This window comes from Niallia sp. Marseille-Q9988, from assembly GCF_976954375.1.
The window spans coordinates 1-802 of the sequence record NZ_CDRJSZ010000029.1 but is presented as its reverse complement, the minus strand read 5'-3'; the positions used below and the strand labels follow the sequence as shown (position 1 = coordinate 802).

Annotated in this window: 1 pseudogene; it reads left to right on the top strand. The window is 30.0% G+C overall.

The features are described 5' to 3' along the window. Positions 1-477: 477 nt before the first annotated feature. Positions 478-802 (top strand): annotated as a pseudogene (locus tag ACWNMZ_RS25390) (hypothetical protein); the annotation flags it as partial.

The window sequence follows — 802 nt, the reverse complement described above, 5'->3', positions numbered from 1 at the left end:
GGTTTTTAAAAAAGAAAAAGACGAAATTTTGATGAAAGAAAACATTTAGAAAACGGATACAAAATTAGAAGTTTTACTTTATAAAAAGGGAGCTAAAAAAAACTCCCACAAAAACTTGACTCAATCTTAAAAATATAATCTTTTGCGTATCAGGACAATTTATGGTAACATACTATTAACTAATAGCGGTGGGAAGCTGAGGCTCTCACTTAAGGGGATTGGATGCTTGCGTCCGATCCCCTTTTCAATTTTAAAAAGATTACTTTTCTTTGTGTTAGTTAACTATAAACTGAAATGTACCCCCGGTTCTATTTTAGAACCCCCCTGAAATGTATCGATTACTTCTCTTGATACAATGTTCATTTTTGAAATAATTGTAAATTTTTACTGTGAAATATCAAAATATTACAAAACGTTTGTTCGTTTTATAATCAATTATGGTAAAATATTCTTAAGAAAATATTTGGGGGTATCTTGTTGAGGCACTTTAACAATCCTTCTATTTTAGAAGAAAATTCACAAAAGGAATTAACAACTGTTCCGGGACCGTTAGTAACTAAAAACATTATAAAAAATAGTTTGAGTAATGATTTTGAAGAAGCGAAAAAAGAATGGGAATTAGTTACACATATCTCCAGTGAATCTGATGAATTTGTTGAAAACTGCCAACTCTGTAACCACAAAAACTATATTGAAAATTGGTTAATACAAAACACTAATACAAAGGCCTTATTAAAAGTAGGTTCTGATTGTATCAGACGATTTATACAGTTTGCTGGAACTGCAAATCAACATGATAGTA